Annotated in this window: 15 protein-coding genes; all 15 read right to left on the reverse strand. The window is 68.3% G+C overall.

The genetic code is table 11. The annotated features are described in order from the left end of the window. Positions 1–114 precede the first annotated feature (114 nt). The 15 genes from FG94_RS20925 to FG94_RS20995 all read right to left on the reverse strand — a co-directional run bounded on the left by FG94_RS20925 (position 115) and on the right by FG94_RS20995 (position 19,910). Positions 115–2,223: a glycosyltransferase family 39 protein gene (locus FG94_RS20925; RefSeq protein WP_036215765.1), complete on the reverse strand. Its 2,109-nt coding sequence runs from the start codon at positions 2,221–2,223 to the stop codon at positions 115–117. Further along, positions 2,220–4,316, reverse strand: coding sequence for a glycosyltransferase family 39 protein (locus FG94_RS20930; RefSeq protein ID WP_036215767.1), 2,097 nt, complete (start codon positions 4,314–4,316; stop codon positions 2,220–2,222). The genes FG94_RS20925 and FG94_RS20930 overlap by 4 nt, the downstream gene beginning before the upstream one ends. Beyond that, positions 4,313–4,702, reverse strand: a complete 390-nt coding sequence (locus FG94_RS20935) for a GtrA family protein (RefSeq protein ID WP_051996969.1) — start codon at positions 4,700–4,702, stop codon at positions 4,313–4,315. The genes FG94_RS20930 and FG94_RS20935 overlap by 4 nt, the downstream gene beginning before the upstream one ends. After that, the gene (locus FG94_RS20940; RefSeq protein WP_081926115.1) at positions 4,699–5,739 is read right to left on the reverse strand and encodes a glycosyltransferase family 2 protein; all 1,041 of its coding nucleotides are present in this window, start codon (positions 5,737–5,739) and stop codon (positions 4,699–4,701) included. The genes FG94_RS20935 and FG94_RS20940 overlap by 4 nt, the downstream gene beginning before the upstream one ends. After that, a complete protein-coding gene (locus FG94_RS20945) occupies positions 5,736–7,640 on the reverse strand; it encodes a hypothetical protein (RefSeq protein WP_036215769.1) in 1,905 nt (634 codons plus the stop codon). The genes FG94_RS20940 and FG94_RS20945 overlap by 4 nt, the downstream gene beginning before the upstream one ends. After that, the gene (locus FG94_RS20950; RefSeq protein WP_036215771.1) at positions 7,633–10,515 is read right to left on the reverse strand and encodes a glycosyltransferase; all 2,883 of its coding nucleotides are present in this window, start codon (positions 10,513–10,515) and stop codon (positions 7,633–7,635) included. Before FG94_RS20950 ends, FG94_RS20945 begins: the two co-directional genes overlap by 8 nt. A 5-nt stretch (positions 10,516–10,520) precedes the next feature. Further along, positions 10,521–11,822 carry an FkbM family methyltransferase gene (locus FG94_RS20955; protein ID WP_036215773.1) on the reverse strand — a complete coding sequence of 434 codons (1,302 nt, stop codon included), beginning with the start codon at positions 11,820–11,822 and terminating at the stop codon, positions 10,521–10,523. Then, positions 11,819–13,054 (reverse strand): ABC transporter ATP-binding protein, encoded by a 1,236-nt coding sequence (locus FG94_RS20960; protein WP_036215775.1) that lies wholly within the window; start codon positions 13,052–13,054, stop codon positions 11,819–11,821. Before FG94_RS20960 ends, FG94_RS20955 begins: the two co-directional genes overlap by 4 nt. Beyond that, positions 13,054–13,854 (reverse strand): ABC transporter permease, encoded by an 801-nt coding sequence (locus tag FG94_RS20965; protein ID WP_036215777.1) that lies wholly within the window; start codon positions 13,852–13,854, stop codon positions 13,054–13,056. Before FG94_RS20965 ends, FG94_RS20960 begins: the two co-directional genes overlap by 1 nt. Positions 13,855–14,023: 169 nt before the next feature. After that, the gene (locus FG94_RS20970) at positions 14,024–14,341 is read right to left on the reverse strand and encodes a hypothetical protein (protein WP_200880010.1); all 318 of its coding nucleotides are present in this window, start codon (positions 14,339–14,341) and stop codon (positions 14,024–14,026) included. 55 nt (positions 14,342–14,396) lie between these two features. Further along, complete coding sequence (locus tag FG94_RS20975) at positions 14,397–15,152, reverse strand: Crp/Fnr family transcriptional regulator (RefSeq protein ID WP_081926116.1); 756 nt, start codon at positions 15,150–15,152, stop codon at positions 14,397–14,399. 12 nt (positions 15,153–15,164) lie between these two features. Beyond that, the gene (locus FG94_RS20980; protein WP_229446016.1) at positions 15,165–15,500 is read right to left on the reverse strand and encodes a VanZ family protein; all 336 of its coding nucleotides are present in this window, start codon (positions 15,498–15,500) and stop codon (positions 15,165–15,167) included. A gap of 125 nt (positions 15,501–15,625) precedes the next feature. Continuing rightward, positions 15,626–16,738 (reverse strand): acyltransferase, encoded by a 1,113-nt coding sequence (locus tag FG94_RS20985; protein WP_036215783.1) that lies wholly within the window; start codon positions 16,736–16,738, stop codon positions 15,626–15,628. 29 nt (positions 16,739–16,767) lie between these two features. Next, complete coding sequence (locus tag FG94_RS20990) at positions 16,768–18,033, reverse strand: tetratricopeptide repeat protein (protein ID WP_051996970.1); 1,266 nt, start codon at positions 18,031–18,033, stop codon at positions 16,768–16,770. After that, positions 18,030–19,910 carry a CHASE2 domain-containing protein gene (locus FG94_RS20995; RefSeq protein WP_081926117.1) on the reverse strand — a complete coding sequence of 627 codons (1,881 nt, stop codon included), beginning with the start codon at positions 19,908–19,910 and terminating at the stop codon, positions 18,030–18,032. The genes FG94_RS20990 and FG94_RS20995 overlap by 4 nt, the downstream gene beginning before the upstream one ends. Between the last annotated feature and the right edge of the window lie 226 nt (positions 19,911–20,136).

A 20,136-nucleotide genomic window follows, 5' to 3' on the forward strand; every position in this document is an offset into this window, starting at 1 on the left:
GCGCCGGCAGCCGCACGCGGGCGGCCGGCTCGAGTTCACTTTAGCGGGGCAGGGGACGGTATTCCGTACGTGACCGCACACAGCACCGGCAACAAGGCACCGGTCTGCGCCAGATCAACGCGCGGCCTGGGCCGTGCCGTCGGTGATGATGATGTCGCCGATGCCGATGCCGAGCTTGCGCGAATCGCCCGGGTGGCCGCGCTCCTCCGGCGACACCGGCTGCGGCACCTCGATGACCAGGGTGCGGGCGCTGCCGTCGGTGTCGAAATGCAGGCCGATTTCCTGCTGGTGCCAGCCGACCTTGAATTCCCGGGTCTGGCCGCCGAGGTGCATCTTGAACGGCATGTTGGCGTTGACGTCGTAGGCGCGCGCCGTCAGCACCACGCCGGCGCGGCGCGGCAGCGGCTGCGCGAACTCGATCACGACCCGTTTCGCATCCGACCAGCGGCCCCAGGGCTCGAGGTGCGACAGGCCTTCGACGCCCGTCACCACGCGCGGATCCGGCGGGAGCGACAGTTTCACATGGCTGAGCTTCGGCTCGGGCTCGGGCAGGCGCAGCACCGTGTACCAGGGCGTGCGCAGGACGGTGGTGGCGATGTTGTCCGGCACTTGGTACTCGCCCAGCAGCAGCATCCACTTTTTGCTCAACGGCAACTGGTATTCGGCAACCGGGCCGAAGTCGATCACCATGGTCGTGGTGTCCGGGTGGTCGATATGGAACTGCGCGCGCAGCATCATGCTCAGGTCGACGCCCGCCACCACCACCTGGCTGCGCTCGTCCGGCGGCACGTGCTCGTACACCCACTTGGCCGCCAGGTCGGTCTTGCTCGGCGGGCGCAGGTTCTCGAAGTGATTGTGGATGCCCCGGTTGCTGGCCGCGTAGGCTGCCGGCAGGAGCAGGCACAGGAACAGCAGCGGCGCCGCGCGCAGGCGCATCGCCCAGGCGAGCAGCACGAGCAACTGCAGTCCGACAAGGATGCGCAGGGCCTTGTCCGTCACGTTGAGGCGATGGATGTCCGGGCCGTCCACCACGTTGGTCGTGTAGCCCTGCAGCATGAACAGCGCCGCGACCAGAGTCGCCCCCAGCGCAACGACCAGCGTCCAGCGCAGCCAGGGACGCTCGCGCCCTTCCGGCAGCCGTGCTTCCCGGGACAGCGCCGCCGCGACCACGACGACCAGCAGCGGGAACACGAAGCTGTAGTAGCGCAGGTGCAGGCGCAGGCCTTCGCGGCTGCCCTCGACGTGCAGGCCGGCGGTATACATGACCGTCAGGCCGGCGGCGGCGCCGAGCATGAGCAGGATGTACAGGTACAGCAGGCGCCGCTTGGCGTCTTCCCGGTCGGGGACGGCGCCTGCGGCGCGCGGACGCGCGACCTGCGTGGCCAGGGCGTAGGCCAGCATGGCCAGCGGCAGGCCGTAGATCAGGGCCAGCGTCATCAGGTGGCCGCGTGCGCTGACCAGGGCCGCCCCCAGCAAGGTCAAGCCGTCGGTACCCAGCCTGGTCGACTCGTAGAAGGGGCCGAATATGCTGAGGCCGGCATCGCCGGCGAACAGCCAGCCGAGGCTGAACTTGACGGCGAAGGTGCACAGGGTGGCCACGGCCGCCATGGCGATGCCGCGCAGGAACCAGGGGCCGCCACGGAGCCAGCTGGCCGCCAGCAGGAAGGGGACCAGGGCCGGCAGCAGGAACACCGCATGCACCTTGACCAGGCTCATCAGGCCGAGCACGGCGCCGCTTGCCAGCGCATGCGCGCCTGGCCGCCAGTCGCTGCCCTTCAGCGCCACCCAGCTCAGCACGCAGAAGCCGAAGTAGTACATCGATTCCGGCATGAAGTAGACGGTGAAGGAATTCAGCGGCGCGAGGGTGCTCAGCACCGCGACGCCGGCCGCCGCCGGAGCGCTCGTGTAGCGGCGCGCGATCAGGTAGATGAAAGGCGCGGCGCCCACGAAGAAGGCGAGGTTGCCGATCCGGGCGCAGTCGAGGAAGCCGTCGCCGCAGGCGCTGCTGGCGCCGAACAGCCATAGATACAAATACGAAGGCAGCATCGAATCCGCCAGCGGCATCAGGCGCGCGAACTTGCTGTAATACCATTCGTCGGCGAAGACGCTCGGCTGCAGGCCGGCGTTGCGCTGGTAGAGGAGCCAGGCGATGCCGGCCAGGGCGAAGCTCAGGGCCAGGGGCCAGACAAGGCGTTTTGTTCGGGTATCGTGTGGAGTCATCATCTCGTTTCAATGCGTATGCGCGTCAGCGAAATCCCCAGCAGGCGCGTATCCGTCGAATTTCCCAGCTCGCTAGGCCGCTGCGGCTGCGGCACGTCGATCGCCAGGGTCTGCTGGCGCCCGTCGGTATCCAGGTCGAGCACGACTTCGCGGGCTTCCCAGGGCAGGCGGAATTCAAGCGCGGCGTCCCCCACGCGCAGCACGAAGGGCGCGTTGATGTTGGCGCCGAAGGCGCCCGCGGTCAGCACCACCGTCAGGCGCGCCGGCAGGGGGCGGTCGAAACGCAGCTCGACGCGCTTGCCGTCCGACCAGCGGCCCCAGGCTTCCACATTCGACAGGCCGTCGGCCCCCACCACCAGCTGGCCGGGGCCGGGCGCCACATTGAAGGCGTACTCGCCCACCAGGCTGCGCTCGGGACGCGGCAGCTTGACGATCGTGAAGGCCTCGTTGGCGACCGCCGGCACCATCCCTTCCGGCAGCGGATGGCGGCCCACCGCGACCAGCCAGCGGGTCTGCGAGCCGATGCGATAGGCCTCGATCGGGCTGCCGTCGGGCATGTCGAGCAGGGTCATCTCGGGGTAGTCGATGTGGAACTGGGTGCGGAACAGGTCGGCGCCGTTGGCGACGATCATGGTCGCGCCGCGCTCCTCCAGCGGAATCAGCGCGCGCGCGGCCATGCCGGCGCGGTCGGCAGGCGGCGCAGCCTTCAGGTGCACGAGGTAATGCTGGTGCACGTCGCGGTTGGTGATGAGCAGCGCCAGCGGCAAGGCCAGTGCCAGCGCGCCCCAGGCCGCGGCGCGGCGCGAGCGCAGCCACAGCACCAGCAGCAGGGCCTGGACGATGAACAGGGCGGTGACCGCGACCCCATGCCTGGCCAGCGCCGTGTATTCCGGGCTGTCGGTGAGGCGCGGGTCGAAGCCGGACAGGCCCATCCAGGCTGCCGCCAGCAGGACGGCCAGCACCAGCACGATCAGTCCCGGCAGCAGCAAGTGGCGACGGCCCGCCGGGCGGCTTGCATCCTTGCCGGCGGCAGCGGTCGCGGCAGCGGCGACCAGCAGCAGGGGCAGCGCGAAGCTGTAGTAGCGCGAATGCAGGCGCAGGCCCTCGGTCGGTCCCTCGTGGGCGATCGAGGCCGTGTACAGGACGGCCAGGCCGAGCGCCGAGCCGAGTGCGAGCACGGTGAAGACGACCAGCGGGCCGCGCGGATTGTCGGCGCGCCAGGTGTCGCGGCTGAACAGGGCGTGCAGCAGCGCCGCCAGGGGGATGGCCAGCAGCGCCGTCAAGGCCATCGCATGACCGCGTGCGCTGACCGTGATCGGGTACAGGCGCGACAGCAGGCTGTGCTGGGAGTAGGAGCTGGCGCCGGCGCCATAGAAGGCGCCGAACAGGGTCAGGCCGGCCTCGCCGGCGAGCAGCCAGCCGAGCAGCAGTTTCACCACCACGGCGGTGACAAGGGCCAGCGCCGCCGCGCCCAGGCCGCGTGCGATCCAGGCGCCGTCCTTGTCACCCCCAGCGCGCACGCGGCTGGCGTACACGAGGTAGAGGCACAGCGCCGGCAGCAGGAAGATGGCGTGCACCTTCACCAGGCTCATCAGGCCGAGCACGAGGCCGGCAAGCAGCGCATGCAGCCACGGGCGCCAGGCCAGGCCGCACAGCGCGACCCAGGCCAGCACCGCGAAGCCGAAGAAGTACATCGACTCCGGCATGAAGAAGCTGGTGTACAGGTTCAGCGGCAGCAGCAGGGACAGCAGGGCGATGGCGCAGGCCAGCGGCGCCGGCATCACGCGCCGCGCGACCAGGTAGAGGAAGGGGGCGGCGCCGACGTGGAACAAAGCGTTGCCGATGCGGGCGCAGTCGAGGAAGCCGGGGCCGCAGCTGCTGCTGGCGCCGAACACCAGCAGGTAGAGCCAGGAAGGCAGCGTGGCCTCGGACAGCGGCATCAGGCGCGCCATCTTGCTGTAGTACCACTCGTCGGCGAAGACGCCGGGCGACAGGCCGAGCGTGCGCTGCAGCAGGTACCAGCCCACCAGCGCCATGCCGGCAGCCAGGACCAGGGAGGGTATGCGTGTGTTCCGGGTGCTTGCCGTGGTATTCACTTGAAGATCCAGTATTTGCCGAGCAGGAAGCCGTTCACCGCCACCAGCGGCAGCGACAGGAGCTTGCCGAGCAGGGGATTGCCCGCCAGCGCCTGGGCCAGGGCCACGCAGCCCAGGGTCAGCCCGTAGTTCACGGCGACCAGGCACAGGTAGCGCGCGAAGCGCGCCGGATTGGCCGAGGCGTTGAAGGTGACGCCCGAGTGGAAGGCGAAGTTGACCAGCAGCCCGGCCGCGAAGCCGGCGCTGGCGGCGGCCGTGTGGTGAAAGCCCACCCCCAGCAGCAGCTGCATCAGGCCGATGTCGACCAGCGCGCACAGCACGCCGCCGGTGACGTAGACGGCGAACTGGCGCGACGCAAGTTTCGAAGCGATCTTGGCCGGACTCATGGCTTGCTGCGGTACAGCGTCTTCTTGTGCAGCGGCCGGCGCGGCACCGAGGCGACGTCGTGCGAGATGAAGGCCAGGATCAGCTGCACGCCCATGATCACCGGCAGCGCGGCCAGCATCACGGTGCCGGCCGGTGTCGCGACGCCATCCTGGGCCGAGGCGATCCAGTGCGTCAGGCCGTAGATGGTGCCGAACAGGGTCAGCAGGATCCCGAGCGGCAGCTCGATCGAGGCCACCGACATGTTGCGCAGGTAGTAGTTGTAGAAGATGCGCTTGCCGAAGTTGCGCACGTGCTTGGTGAAGAATTCGGTGACGACCCGCGAGATCTTGAGGTTGCTGACCTCGTCGCCGTAGACGGCGTCCATCGGCACGTCGGCCACCACCGCGCCCAGGATGTTCAGGCGAAACAGCATGTCCGACTCGAAGAAGTAGCGCTTGCTGATCTTGTCGAAGGGAAGGAAGCGCGCGCAGTCGGCATGGATCGCGGTGTAGCCGTTGGTCGGGTCGAACAGGTCCCAGTAGCCCGAGGACAGCTTGGTCATCAGGGACAGGGCCGCGTTGCCGAACAGGCGCATCGGCGGCATCGCGCCCAGGCGTTCCAGGTTGAAGAAGCGGTTACCCTTGGTGTAGTCGGCCTCGCCGGCCAGGATCGGCGCGATGAAATTCGGGATCAGCGCGCCGTCCATCTGGCCGTCGCCGTCGATCTTGACCATCACCTTGGCGCCGTCGGCGATGGCGGCGCGGTAGCCGGTCATGACGGCGCCGCCCACGCCCTGGTTCTCGGCGTGTTCCAGCACCACCACGCGCGGGTCGCGGCAGTGTTCGCGGACAAAGGCGCCGCTGCCGTCCGGGCACTTGTCGTCCACCACGTAGATGCGGCTGACCTCGGGCCCGATGCCCTCGATCACGCCCAGGATGTGGCGCGTGACCTTGTAGCTGGGGATCACGACCGCGACCGCGTCGGGGACGCCGATCGGCGCAATGGCCTGCGCGGTGGCGGGAGAAAGCTTCGTGCTGCTGGCGTCAATGGCGTTCATGGCTTGCTGGGGTGTTGGCGTACGCTTACCTCGCGCAGGAAGAAGGCGAGGAGGCGCGGGTCGCCCGGACCGGGGGAGGTGGGCGAGGCATGTTCGAGTTCGATGTCGAGGGTGGCGGCGCGCGCCTGCTCGGGCAGCGTCAGCGGCCCGGCCTGGTCGAGCGCATGCCAGCCGAGGTCCTGGCCGTTCACGATGACGCGGGTCTGGCGGTTCGGCGCCAGGTAGTTGCCGGTGATGAGCAGGGCCTGGACGGCGGCGCCGTCGACTTTCACGCGCAGGCGCGAGCGCGCGCCCAGCGACCAGGCGCCGTCCCAGCCGGGACCGTTCGCTTCCAGGTTGCTCCAGCCCGACACCAGGGCCACGGCCTCGCCGGCGCGCAGCGCGTCGAACCCGAAGCTGCGCTGGACGTAGCCCCCTGCGACACAGCGCAGCGGCCCGTCGATGTAGCGCCAGCCGCGCGTGCTCGCCACCTGCGGCAGGTCGGGCGCCAGGCTGGCGCCGCGGCCGCACAGCTGCTCGTCCAGGTGGCCGTTGGACGCATGCACCAGGGTTTTCAGCTCCCTGCCGTCGGCGCCGCGCAGCACGTAGACCTTGTCGGTCTGGATGTAGTTGTCGTGGTGGCCGGCGCGCTCGGCAAAGATCTCGGGCTCCGGATGGTAAAGCTGCGGGGCGCGCGCCAGGACCAGCTCGGCGGTGGGGCTGAAGTGGACGTAGTTGTATTCGGATGCGTGGTCCACCGCCGCCGCCTGGCCGGCCGCCAGCAGCACCAGCGCCAGCTGCGGCCAGCGCGGCAGGCGGCGCAGCAGCACCAGCAGGGCGAAGACCAGCGGCATCGCGGCCCAGAAGGCGTAGCGCATGGGGCCCACGGCGCCCGAGTTCCAGTTCAGCACGGCGAGCGCGGGCAGGGCCAGCGCCAGCGTGAGCAGCGCGCTCAGTAGCAGCACCCCGCGTGCGCGGCCATCCATGCGCGGCAGCAGCAGGAGCAGGAGCAGCAGCAGGGCGGGAACGCCGACGATCATGCCCTGATTCAGGTCGAAGTAGAAGGATAGCAGGCGCGTCGCGCCGACCAGGCCCGGGTCGGAGAACAGCTTGGCGATGATGTTGGGAACGCCGAACTGCCACAGGTTGAACAGCGGCGGCAGCGCGAACACCGCCATGCCGCCAGCCAGGCCGAGGATGTTGCTGCGGGTGAGCTGGGCGCGCAGGTTGGCCACGAAGCCGAGCTGGCGCTCATACTCGAGCCAGAGCTTGAACAGGGGCGCGAACACGAAGAAGAACAGGATGGTCGGGTTCTGCTGCCCGGCCAGCCCGGCCAGCACGCTGCCGGCCAGCGGGGCGCCGCTGGTATAGAACAGCAGGCCGGCCAGCAGCAGGGCCGCGCTCACGCATTCCGGGCTGCTCCAGTGCAGGTAGAGGGCGCCGCCGCACAGCATGAACAGGCCCAGGCCGAGCCAGGCCTTGGGCTCGGACCCGAAGAAGCGGCGCAGCGCCAGTCCCAGCACGAAGACGGCCGCCAGGTTGACCGCCTGGAAGGCCTTGAAGGGCTGCATGCCGAGCGCCTCGAACAGCTTGAAGGGGGCGGCCGCCAGCAGTGAATAGCCGAAGTAGTGGACCGGGAACACGTCGCCGTCGCGTCCGCGCACGAAGGCCGCGTACAGCTGCCGCTCGCCCGCGCGCATGCCGCGCTCGAGCAGGTCGAAGGGTTCCGCGAACATGCCGGGCAGCAGGGTGCGCACGCGGGCGATGTCTTCCAGGCGGATGTCGGGCGAGCCATGGTCGGCGATCGCCACGGTGGCGACCGTGTACTCGACCACGTCGCCGCCGTAGTAGGGCTCGTACATCCAGAGCAGGCCGCACAGGCTGAGTGCGACCAGCAGCGGGAAGCGCCAGCGCTCAAGCATGGCCGTTATCCGTGCCGGGCAGCACGCGGTACCACTGCTGGCGCACCAGGCCGTCGAGCACCTGCTGGGCGCTCTGGTCCCAGGTCAGCCAGGGCATGCCGGTCGACTGCGGCGCCTTGCCCTCGCGCTGCAAGAGCAGCCATGCCTGGATCGCGTCGGCCAGGTCTTGCGGCGCCAGGCCGTCGAAGTAATAGGCATGCTCGCCCGCCACTTCGCGGAACACCGGCAGGCTGCGCGCGACGATCGGGATGCCGTGCTGGGCCGCCTCGATCAGCGGCAGGCCGAAGCCTTCGCCTTCGGACGGCGACAGCAGGGCCGAGGAAGCGGCATAAAGCTTGAGCAGCATCTCGTCCGAGATGCCGTTCATCCAGAACAGGCGCTTCGATTTTTCCGGATGCGCGGCCATGCGTTCGCACAACTTTTCCATCATCCAGCCCTGCTTGCCGACGACGACGAGGTTGACGTCCTCGCCGCGCTCCCACAGCAGCTCGAAGGCGTCCAGCGCCTGGGTGTGGCCCTTGCGCGGCTCCACGGTGCCGACCATGATGAAGCTGGGGCGCTGCGCCAGCGCGTCCAGCACCTGCGCGGCGTCCGGCGGCAGGCCGAAGCTGGGCGCGCTGGCGTCGATGTCGGCGCCCAGGTGGAAGTGGCCGAGCCTGAGCGGCGCGCGCCGGGCCAGGCCCTGGCGCTCGATCCAGCCGGCCAGTTCGTCGGCCACGGCGCGCGAGATGCACAGCACCCCGTCCGACACCTTGTGCACGGTGCGCAGGAAGTCGCCGAAGTACTGCTCGGTCCCGAAGGGGAAGACGTCCGGCCGCAGCATCGGCAGGATGTCGAACACCACGAAATAGATGCCGATGCCGCGCGCGCGCATCGACTGCAGCAGGCTCTCGTTCTGCGAGGTGCCGTTGGTGAACAGGTCGAGCCCGAAGAAGATGTCGCCGGGGCGCAGGTCGACCGGGGCGTCTTCCAGCAGCAGGCCGGTCTCGCCCACCATGTTCAGGCCGAACTGGCGCGCGTACTGGTAGCTGCGGTTGCCGCCGTGCGAATACACCGGCTCGACACGGAAGCCCGGCGGCGGATCCGCGATCATCGACAGGAGGATGCTGCGCACCACGCGCTGGATGCCGGTCTTGAGGTCGGACTGCACCACGGCGGAGACGTCCACCAGCAGCTGGCGCGGCGCCCTGGGCGCGTGGTTGAAGGCGATGGCCGATGCCAGCGCCGGCAGCTCGGCGTCCGGACATTGCGGCGCGCAAGCCCGTACCAGCTTGCGGTAGGCGGCCTGCGGGCTGCGCTGTGCGAACGCTTCGATGGCGGCGAAGTACAGCTTGCCGACGTGGGCGGGCGCATGCTCGCGTTCCATGTGGGCCAGCGCCCGCTGTGCCAGGCCGGCGCGCAGCTCCGCGTCGCCATGCAGGCGCGCCAGCGCATCGGCCAGTTGCGATGTCTTGAAGCCATCTTGCAGCTTCAGCAGCAGCGCGTCGTCGATCGAGGCGGTCGAGCCGTGGGCGTTGACGATGGTCGGGATGCCGTACAGCAGGCAGTCGAGCACCGAGGCCGAGGTCTCGCCGCGGGTCGAGGCGCGCAGCTGCACCGCGCAGTCGCTGGCGGCGAGGTAGTCGGCATAGGTGGCGGCATCGACGAAGCCGGCGATCCGGATGCGGCCGGCGGCTTCGCTGGCGGCGATCTTGCGCAGCAGGCCGGCGCCGTACAGGCCGGGGTCGTTCTCGCCGACGAAGACCAGGCGGCAGCGCGGGTCCTGCGCCAGGGGCGAGGCCAGGTAAGCGTCGAGCAGCTCTTCATTGAGCTTGGTGCGGCCCAGCATGCCGAAGGTGGTGACGAGGTAGTCGCCGTCCTGGACGCCCAGGCGCGCGCGCGCCGTCGGCGTGGCCGAGTCCTCGGGACGGCCGCGCAGCAGCGGGATGGTGTGCCAGCCTCGTGCCGCGTCCGCGCCGTACCATTCGCTCGCCAGTTCTTTCGAGAAGTCGGAGTGGACGATCACGCCGGTGGCGTTGTCGAGCACGCCCTTGTTGAGCGGGTACTTCCAGATCGAGGGGTTGCGGCCTTCCCTGCGATGGCTGAGCAGGCCCGTGTAGCCGTGCGATTCGTACAGCGCCTTGATGAAACCCTGCGGCAGGTAGGCTTCGCGTTCCAGGTTGTCGAGCACGCCCGACAGGAAGAAGTCGTGTAGCACCACGATGCCCGGCACCTCGCGGATCAGCTCGAACATGTGCTGGTGCGCGTGCGAATTGCCGATGTGGTAGACCACGCGCTCGAAACCATGCGCATGGGCGCGCAGCCAGTCGGGACCGTGCAGCGGGAAACCGTCCAGGCGCGCGTCAAGCACCCTGTCCTGGTCGACGACCAGGGTGATGTCGTAGTACTGCGCAAGGATCGGCACCAGCTCGGCGCTGTAGTCGGCGATGCCGGATTTGACCGGCGGCAGCGGCGAGACGTAGGCCAGCTTCGGACGGCTTGCCCCGGCACGGGTGCTGCGTTCGGCGGCGGTGGCGTCCAGTTCGACCAGCAGGGCGGCTGCGTCGAGCCCTTGCGGCGCACGGTAGAGCACCGGGAAGGGCAGGGGCGCCACGCTGCGCTCGGCCGCGCGCGGCACCAGCACCACGTCGGGCGACAGGCTGGCCAGCGCATGTTCGCGCAGGGCCGGCTGCAGGCGCGCGTTGCCCGTCAGGTCGAGCGCGCGCACGCGGCCCGGGAAGCCCAGGCGCAGGTCTTCGAGCAGGCCAGGCTGGTCCAGGGGCGCGGCAATCCACAGCTCACGCGTGCCGGCGGCAGCGGCAAGGGCCTTTGCCAGGTTCAACGCGGCCGGCTCGATGCCGTCCCGCGCGTGGAGAAAGTCGATGACGATACGCATATCTTTTATTGTCCTGCCCGGTTTCCAGCCTGGCCGCGGGCGCGCTGCAGGTCGCCCAGCACCGCGCGCACCGAGACCGGCAAGCCCTTGAGTTCTTCGGGGACCGCCGCCGCGCCGGGGGCCGCCGGCTCCGGTGCGGCCTGCTTGATGGCGGCGAGCGAGCTGCTGACCTTCTGGCCCAGCGCGGGGTAGCGCAGCAGCACCGGGATCAGGAGACGGCGCATGCGCTCATTCCTGGTCACCCGGGTGACGACGCGGCGCGCCAGGCCGGGACGGCGCAGCGCACGCACGACACGGCCGGCGGCGCGCAGCGGCGTGGTGATCTTCCACGAGGTGCTGGCATAGGTGGCGGTCAGGCGCGCTTCCATGTCCTGCGCCCACACGGTCAGGTGGTGGCCGCTCAGCTGCGATGCGGCCAGCGCATCCTGCAGCGCCAGGATCTGGGTGTCGGCATCGCGCTTTTGCTGCTCGGCCTGCTGCAGCGCCTGCTGCGCCAGCATCGCGGTCTGGTGGGCCTGTTCGATCGAGCGCGCCGCACGCTCGGTGTTGTCGCGCGCCTCCTGCTCGGATGCCTTGAGGGCCGTCGAAAGCCGCTTGGCGGCGGCCCAGGACTTGTCGAGGTGGTGCGAGATGTAGTCGTCGAACACGTTCGGCTGGATGCCGAAGTGCCGCGCCAGTTCGCTGTGTTCTTCCGCCACGTAGTAGCGGTTCAGGCCATCGAACCACACGAAGCGGTAGCGCTGGCTGGTCACCATGTGTTCCCAGGAGGCGTGGTTGGTCTCGCGGCTGTTCGGCAGCGTGGCCTCGATCACCAGCACCCAGGGACGCCAGCGTGCGAAATCCATCCCCTTGAGCACTTCGCCCTCGAAGCCTTCGACGTCGATCTTCAGGAAGTGGATCTGCTGGCCCTGCACGTATTCTTCGCACACCGAGGCGAGGGTCCGCACCGGCACGCTCAGCTCGACGACCTGGTGGCCTTCCGAACGGTGCAGCTCGGCCACCGCCTGGTCGGGCGAGGCCCAGCCGCGCACCTGGGGCGTGTCGTACAGGGTCAGTTCGCCATTCGCGCTGCCGGCGGCGATCGCCAGGTTGACGTCGCGCGGGCGCTGCTCGAGGAAGGCCTGGTGGAAGGAAGGCAGCGGCTCGATGCTGATGCCGCGCCAGCCGGCATCGTAGAAGGCCTTGGTGACCGAATGCTCTTCGGGATCGTTGGCGCCGACGTCGATGTAGAAGCCGTTCTCGACCTGTCCGAGCGCGCGCCACAACAGCACGTCCTCGGCGTTCTGGGAGTAGGAAATGAAACTCATGTGCTCAATGGGGAACGTTGGATATCGACGGCCGGGTCGAGCCAGGCCGAGCCCTCGAAGTGGGGGCGGCGCATGTTCATCACGGTGAACACCAGCGCCAGGTCGCGCCATTCGTAGTTGTTCACCAGGTGGGTCTCGGTGCTGACGATCGCGGTCGCCACCGAATAGGTGCCGGGGCCGAGGTTCATCGGGAAGGCGAAGCGGTAGCTCACTTCCTCCCCTGGCGCGACGTCCTCGAGCGGCAAGCCCTTCAGGTGGGTGTTGGTGCCGTACATCGGCTGGCCGAGGCGGTCCTTGATCATGTAGCCGAGTACCATGCGCGGGATCGGGGCCTTGACCTTCACCTTCACTTCCAGCGTCACGGCCGCGCCGACGTCGACCACCTCGACGCGCTCGCCCAGCTCGTCGCGCAGGGCGATGTCGCTGACCGTGGCTTCACCGGTGCCCGAGATGGTCTGGACCTTGCCGTCGCCGGTCTCGTTCAGGCGGACGGTCTCGTTCTCGCGTTCAGCGATCATGGCATTGTAATAATCCATGATCTCTTCCGGCTTGCCCTGTTTCGCCAGGCGGCCGCCGTCCAGCAGGATGGCGCGGTCGCACACCGACTGGATCGCCTGCTTGTCGTGCGATACCAGGAGCAGGGTGGTGCCCTCCTTGCGGAACTGGCGGATGCGGTCGAAGGACTTGTGCTGGAAGTAGGCATCGCCCACCGACAGCGCTTCGTCGACGATCAGGATGTCGGGGCGCCGCGCCGTCGCGACCGAGAAGGCCACGCGCATCTGCATGCCGCTCGAGTAGACGCGCACCGGCTGGTCCATGTAGTCGCCGATGTCGGCGAAGGCTTCGATCTGCGGCATCAGCGCGCTGATCTCGTCCACCGTCATGCCCAGCAGCTGGCCGGCCATGTAGACGTTCTGGCGTCCGGTGAAATCGGGGTGGAAGCCCATGCCCAGTTCCAGCAGGGCGGCCACGCGGCCTTCCATCCAGACGCTGCCGGTGGTCGGCTGGGTGGTGCCGGTGATGAGCTTCAATAGCGTGCTCTTGCCCGCACCGTTGATGCCGATCAGGCCCACGGCCTCGCCCGGCGAGACTTGGAAGTTGATGTCAGTGAGCACCCACTTGAGCTTGTGGCGCGGGCCGCGCAGCGGCAGCAGCCATTCGCCCAGGCGCGACCAGCGCGTCGGGTACTGCTTGTAGGCCTTGCCCAGGTTTTGAACGACGATGCTGCCCATCAGAGTTCATCCACCATTTCGCCGGAGCGCTTGCGGAACAGGCGCAGGCCCAGGATGCACAGCAGCAGCGCCAGCAAGGCTGCCGGAATCAGGCCGTTCCAGTCGGGCAGGCGGCCTTCGACCAGGATTGCCTGGTGCGCCCCCACGACGGCCGCCATCGGGTTGTAGACCAGGATCGGCTGCGCCGCTTCCGGCAGGATCGAGGCCGGGTAGACGATCGGCGTGAGCCAGAACCAGAACTGCATCGCGATGGTGACGAACTGGCCGACGTCGCGGAAGAACACGTTCAGGATGCCGCTCACCATCCCCAGGCCGATGGCCAGCAGGATCTGCAGCAGCAGCACCGGAATGATGGCGAAGAACACGGGCCCCGGGAAATTGCCCGAGGCGAGCAGGTACACCAGGAACAGGCCGAAGATGACGCCGAAGTTCACCAGGGCGTTGAGCACGACGATGATCGGCAGGCAGATGCGCGGGAAGCTGATCTTCTTGAGCAGGTTGGCCTGCTCGAGGAACATGTTCTGTCCGCGCGCGACGATCTCGGCGAACAGGCCCCAGGTCAGGACGCCGGCGCACAGGTAGATGGAATAGGCGGCGCCGGAGGCGTTGCCCGGCAGCTTGGCACGCATGACCTCGGAAAAGATCACGGTGTACACGAGGATCATGGCGAGCGGGCTGAGCACCGACCAGACGGCGCCCAGCATCGCGTTCACGTATTTCGACTGGAATTCGCGCTTGACGCTGCCCAGCACGAAACCGCGGTAGGCCCACAGGCCGCGCAGCATCAGTGGGGAAATCATGGGGCGGCCCGCTCTAGCAGCGCCCCAATCGGGTACGTCAATGTGAGTTGCATAAGGAAAGGCTGAGCCGGATGAGCCGAAAATTATACTTCATCCAATCGCCAATCCATTGTTACAGATGTAACACCTTGTCTATAATCAACTCAATTTGTCATGGTTTGTCGCGTGGTTAGCTACCCAGGTTGGTAAAAATCCCGACAGCCATCTCTGCCCAGCAATACAGGAAGCCCAGGCCGATCAGCCCGGCGGCAATCAGGCGGCTTTTCGTGCTGCGGATGTTACGCAGTGCAAAGCTCAGGACCAGGCCGGTGAAGGCCAGCAGGATGCCGGCGGCGACGAAGTCGAAACCGGTCCAGTTCACCTCGGTGGTGAACTGCATCGCGACGAGCGGGATCATCAGGATGGCCGCCGTCACCAGGGCCACGGTCAGCAGGCTCTTGCCAAGGCCGGGTTTGATTTCCATGCCCTTGCCGGTCATCGTGCTCATTGTCGTCTCCTGAACAAACATGTAATGACATTAATGTAGCACGCGACGGAAAGATTCAGGACCCCTGCACCAGCTTCTGCAAGGCCTCCGGCTTCACGATGATCAAGCGGTGCGCATCCTTCTGCACGATCCCCTGCTGCGCCAGCGCCGTCAGCGCCCGCGTCACGGTCTCGCGGCTGGTGTTGATCATGTTGGCGATGTCCTGGTGGGTCGGCAGGTTCTCGACCACGGCGGGGACGCCCGGTTCGTCCTGCTTGTTCTTCTGCATCAGCACCAGGTAGGTGTAGATGCGCTTGGCGGTATTGTTAATACTCAGCAGCGAACGGAATTCCGAATCGCGCTGGATCTTCTGGGCCAGGTGCTTGAGCATCTGGTTCGCCACCGAAGGCGAGTGCGAGAACAGGTGCATGGCGGTGGCGGCGGGCAGGAAGGCCACCAGCACGTCCGACATCGCCACCACCGAGGCCGACCGGGTCGAATTATTGATCAGGGCAATTTCGCCGAAAAAGTCTCCCGGCGCCAGCATGCGCAAGCCGATCGAACGCCCGTCTTCGGTCACGTCGATGACCTGCAGCTGGCCCGACAGCAGGAACAGCAGTCCGTCGCCATGGCCACCTTTCTGCAGCACGATGTCACGCTTCTTGTAATGGCGGAAGCGCAGGTCCTGCTTGACCCGGATGAGCTCTTCGTCGGACAGGCCCGCCAGCAATGGAATCTTGCGCAGGTGAATCTGGATCTGGCGCTCTTCCGGCGCGGGAGTATCGTTCTCGGCAGGTCGGCGGGCGGGCAGGGGTTTGGCGGTCGCGTTCATGTTGCGTTCTGGTCAAGCTCGGAAGAAGGTCACGTAGAGTTGGGCCGCGGCGGCCGCGAAGACGGTGCCGGCCGTATTGGCGCCGATGTCGCGCCAGCAGAAGCGGCGGTCCGGCACCAGGCTCTGCAGGCATTCGATCAGCCAGCCCGCGACGAGCAGGCCCAGCAGCCAGAAGAGCGCCTTGACATGGCTCTCGGCGATGCGCAGCGCCAGCATGGCCAGCACGGCGAAGCTGGCGAAGTGGAGGAATTTATCGTTCGGTAAAGGTGGCAACCAGCGGTTCGGCACCAGGCATCCCGCGCACACGGCGCTCGCGACCACGCCCAGCAACACCATATCTTCCACCACGATCCAACGGCCTTTCCAGAATTCCCGACAAGCGTGATTCTATACGGTCGAGCCTGCTTAGGGTGGGTTTCGGAACGGCAAGGGGGCGGGCTGGCGCACGCCAGCAACGCTCTTAGTAGGAATTTCTACAAGGCTGGAACTGCCACCGCCTGCGGCCTGCGGCGCTTGAGCCAGCCGCGCGCCGCGCGCAGTGCCGGCGCCTCGACCAGGTGCCAGCTGAGCATGGCCAGCGGCAGCACCACGGCCAGCGTCGCCAGCGTCAGCTCCCGGTGACCGACTGGCGGCAGCACTTCGCGCAGCACGATGATCACCGGCCAGTGCCAGATATAGATGCCATACGAGTAGTCGTGGCGCTGCACGTGCGCCGCCCATGGCAGGGACTGCGAGCCGACGCACATGGCCAGCGTCACCGCCACCAGCGCAATGCCGAACCAGGTGAGCGGACTCGGGGTCAGGGCGGCGGACCTGGTCCAGTTGAGCAGCAGCAGGGCCAGCGCACAGGCCACGTGGCGCCAGCCGATGCGCAGGTCCGGGGCCAGGGTCTGCAGCAGCATGCCGACCAGGAACAGCGACCACATCCGCACTTCCCAGACGTAGCCGCTCGCCACTTGTGGGAACAGGTTGGCGGCGAGCAGCAGGAACAGGGCGGCGCCGCGCATCCAGCTGCGCAGGGGCAGGGCCGCGGCCAGGCCGACCAGGGCCACCATCACATACATGCGCCCTTCCCAGTACAGGGTCCACAGCGGGCCGTTCAGGTCCTGGCCGCCCAGCACGCCGGCGATGCGCAGTTCCTCGGCCGGGATGTCGTAGACCAGCCCATGCAGCACCGTGTTGCCGAAAATGAAGCGCCATGGCGCAGGCTCGAGCAGGCCGCGCCACCCGGGTGCGGAAAAGAACACCACCGCGACGCAGGTCGACACCAGGAGGCAGGCGAACAGGCCGGGCACGATGCGCGCCACCCGGCGCAGGGCGAAGCGGCCCAGGTGCGGGTCGCCCATCCAGCTGCGCGCGATGAACATGCCGCTGATGACGAAGAACACGCCGACCGCGAGCGCGCCCAGGTCGCCGTTCGGCGCCAGCAGCCGGGTCAGGGGATCGGGGTGCGGCGCGACCCGGTTCATCATCCAGGTGTGGTACACCACCACCAGCAGCGCACATACCAGGCGCACCAGGTTGAAACCGTTGTCGTGGGAGCTGATGGCCGCTTCGAGGCTGCGCTGTTGTCGTTGATATGCCATGGCGAAAATTCAGGAGGCGGGGCCGCGGTTCACGGCAGCTGCCACTGCCAGCTGAACTGGAGCTGGCGGTTGTCGTACTGGAAGATCGAAATGTTCTCGCGGTTGCGCACGCCGCGTGCTTCCAGGATCAGGCTGTGGTCCTTGCGCAGCTGCCAGGACAGCACCGCGCGCAGGATCTGGGTGCGCTGGGCGCGCACCTGGTCGATCAGCAGTTCGGGCGAATAGGGGGTGGCGCTGTTCCATTGCTGGCGCGTCCAGGACAATTCTCCATGCAGGTCCCAGCCCAGCGGCTTGCGCAGCGACAGCGTCAGGTAGTTGCCGTGGCGATTGCCGCCCGGGCGCTCGCCGTGTGCGCGGTCGCTCAGCGCGCCCAGGGTGGCATACGTGCCCAGGGTGCCGGCCTGGTGGGTCAGCAAGACGCGCGCCTCCAGGACGTTCGAATCGAAGTTGCGCAGGTTCTGGTAGTCGGTGCGGGTGGCGCTGCCGGTCAGGTACAGCTGGGTGCGCGGCGGCAGGGGCAGCGGCGGCGCCACCCTTGCCTGCAGCTGCAGCTGTTTCTGGTACAGCCGGCCGCCCATGGTGGTGGCCCCGACCGAGCCGGTGGTGCGCAGGGTCCAGGCGCCGAAGCGCCAGGGCGACTCGATGCCGGTGTACAGCCCGCCGGTGTCGTAGGCGCGCAGCCGGTCGTAGCGGCGCTGCTGCACCTGCACGAAGCCCAGGCTGCCGTTGGAACCGATGCCGCGCACGTAGTCGGTGCCGAGCGTGGTATAGCTGTCGCGCTGCGGCCGGAAATCCTCCAGCAGCGGCAGTTCGATGTCGCCGTCCGGGCCGGTGACGATGAAGGTCGAGTTGCTGGCGCCCTGGTTGACGCTGTCGTCGACGCCGCGCCCGATGGTCACGCTGGTGGCGCTGGCCGGCGCGGCCGGCCTGCAGCCGCTGTCGCGCGCCTCGTTGAGCAGCTCGAGGATCTCGCGCGTCGGCGAAAACCGGGTCTCGATGGTGGCGAACAGGCGCTCGGCCTCGCCGGCGTTGCCGAGGCCGCACTGGATCAGGGCCAGGTCGATCAGGGCGCCGGCGTGCTCGGGCACCTGTCCGATCAGGCGCCGCAAGGTAGTCGAGGCATCGGTCTTGCGCCCTTCGGCCAGCGCCTGCAGGGCGTCCTGGTAGAGCGCCTCGTGCGAGGCATCGAGTCCGGGCGCCGGCGCGGCATCCGCACCGATGTCCTGGGCCCGCGCCTGCGCGGGCAGGCAGGCCAGGGCCAGGAAGGAGGGCAGGAACAGGCCTGGAGTGCTCATGCGCCGCCTCCGCTGGCGGGAAGCACGGCTGCCTGCGCGCGCGCGACGGCCGTGCCGGGGTGGTTCATGCTGGTGTCGAGGGTATACAAAGGCGTTGGTTTTTCTTTACCGCGCAGCAGGCGTTCGCCCAGGGCGAGGAAGCGGTGCCGGCGCGCGCGTTCGACGGTGCCGGGACCGATGATGGTGTTGTGAGGGAAATCGCGGGCTACCTGTTCGAGCCGGGCCGCCGTGTTGACCCCGTCGCCGACCGCAGTATAAATGCTGCGGAACGTCGTGCCAAAGTCGCCGGCCATCGCCGGTCCGCTTTCGATGCCGATCCGCACCCGCAGCGGCTTGTGGCCGGCGCGCTCGCGCGCCGCGCTCAGGGCCGCGACGCGGCGCGTGATCTCGCGCGCGGCGTCGAGCGCCAGGTCGGCGTGCTGCTCCAGCGGCAGCGGCGCGCCCCAGAAGGCCATCATGCCGTCGCCGGTGTACTTGTCGAGCGTGCCCTGGTGCGCGATCACGGGGCCGGTCAGGCAGTCGAGGAAGTCGCGCGTCAGGCGCGCCGCCTCGGCCACCGGCAGCGCCTCGACCTGGCCGGTATAGCCTTCCATGTCGGCCACCAGGGTGGTCACGTCGCGCTGGCGCGGCCGCAGCGGATCGTCCTCCTCGCTGCGCAGCAGTTCCTCGACCACGGCCGGGGCCACGTACTGGCGCAGGGTCTGCAGCAGCTGGCGCGAACGGCGCTGCGCCACCTGCCACTGGTAGGGCACGGCGACCGCCAGCATGAACAGGTTGGTGGCGAGCGGTCCCACCGGCGCGAAGCCGGGATCGTGCCTGCTGGCCGCATGGGCCAGTCCCAGCCACAGGAGCGAGCTGGCCGCGAGCAGCCCGACGCTGGCAACGGCCGACAGGCGCGGGAACAGCAGCATGCAGCCGGCCACCGAGGCAAGCGCGAACAGGCAGGCGATGAGGCGTCCCGGCCAGGGAGCCGGCGCGGCGCCTTGCTGGCGGTCGAGCAGGGCCGACAGGATGGTGGCCTGGACGCCCAGGCCCGGGCGGCTGGCGGCCAGCGGCGTGGCGACCCGGTCGGCCATGCCGAGCGAGGACGAGCCGATCACCACCAGGCGCCGGCCGGCGCTGGACGGCACGATGCGCTGCGCCAGGATGTCGGCGGCGCTGACCACGGTGTAGGCCGACCAGTCGCGCGTGTAGGGCACGCGCAGCATGCCGGTGTCCTCGAGCATGAGCGGCCCTTTGCCGGCGCAGCAGTTGACCAGGGCCAGCGCCAGCGCAGGGTAGTGGCGGCCCTCGAAGCGCGTCACCAGCGGCACGCGGCGCAGCGCGCCATCCGGGTCGGGGATGAAGCCGATCGCGCCGACGTGGGGCGCCTCGGCGAGCTCCGGATAGTTGCCGAGGTAACCGTTGGCCGGCACGCCGCCGCGGTAGGCATCGGTGGCGCCGCCGAGCCGGCCGCTGCGCAGCGGGTACTCGCGCGGACCGGCGGCCGGAAAAGTAAATGCCTGGGCCGGCACCACCGGGCCATGCCGGGCCAGCAGCGCCAGACGCCGGTCGCCGGCGCTGTCGCCCGCCTCCGGCAGGACGATGTCGAGCGCCACGCCGCGCGCCTCGTAGCGGGTCAGCAGGATCTCGACCAGGTCGGCCAGGCGTTCGCGCGGCCAGGGCCAGGAGCCGGCCTCGGTGAGCGAGGCTTCGTCGATGTCGACCACCAGGATGCGCGGCTCGGGAGCGCTGCTCACCTGCAGGCGCAGGAAGACGTCGCGCAGCCGCTCGTTTGCCAGGAACAGGGGGTCTGCCCAAGGAAGGGGAAACGATGCAGGACCGTTGTGCGAAAGCGACAGCTGCAGGAGCTGCCCATATTGCGACCACAGGGTCACCAGGAAGGCCAGCGCAGCAATGACCCAGCTTCCTCGGGGTCGGGCTTGGAATCTCGGTTCAGCCACGCGCAGCAGTGTACAGGTGTACTTTCAGTTAAAGAATAAGGCAGTATAACGCGCACAGTTGCTTCTGCGCATTGTTTTTATTGAAATACGACGAAATGTAATGTTCATTAACGAGCCCATCCTTTCCGATAGAATGTGATGCTCGTCACGGAAGCGTGCC

Source organism: Massilia sp. LC238 (assembly GCF_000735635.1).
In the GTDB taxonomy this organism is placed as follows: domain Bacteria; phylum Pseudomonadota; class Gammaproteobacteria; order Burkholderiales; family Burkholderiaceae_D; genus Telluria; species Telluria varians.